Raw genomic sequence first — 441 nt, 5'->3', positions numbered from 1 at the left:
GGACGATGTCGAAGATATGCAGGATTTCGTTGTGAACACCGCGGTTACCGGGGCGCAAACTATATATTTGGGCGGTCGGTCGGCTATGGGGTGTCAGAGCCGCGGGAATGCCTGCTTCTTCTTCGCCCTCGCGGCCGACAGCTTCAGACGGCCTCTCGCCGCTGCTGATGCCGCCGCCGGTCAGGTTGTCGCGTTTGTTTGGATCGACGGCTTTGTGCGGACTGCGGCGGCCTATCCAAAAGTGCAAACCGTCTCCTGCTTCGACCAATCCGTTCAAATGAACTGCCTGACTCATCAGGCCGAACGGGCGGCAGGCGGCGCGCTCGAGTGCGCATAAAGGCTTGCCCGACTGGTCGCAGATGTCGAACTTTTCACCGCGCCAACCATTGAGCAAACCGCACTCGCGCCATTGTTGCGCCAGCGTTTGCAAACTGTCGCCCA

General features: G+C 60.1%; 1 protein-coding gene. It reads right to left on the bottom strand.

Going from position 1 to position 441, the window contains the following annotated elements; genetic code table 11:
* Positions 1 to 441: NUDIX hydrolase (locus tag ACTHTS_RS11270; protein ID WP_440370089.1), on the bottom strand; the 441-nt coding region annotated here is incomplete at both ends.

The organism is Neisseria sp. P0019.S003, from assembly GCF_051957115.1.
Lineage (GTDB): Bacteria > Pseudomonadota > Gammaproteobacteria > Burkholderiales > Neisseriaceae > Neisseria > Neisseria flavescens_D.
Note: the sequence above shows the minus strand (reverse complement) of the source record. Positions and strands in the feature narration are given on the sequence as shown.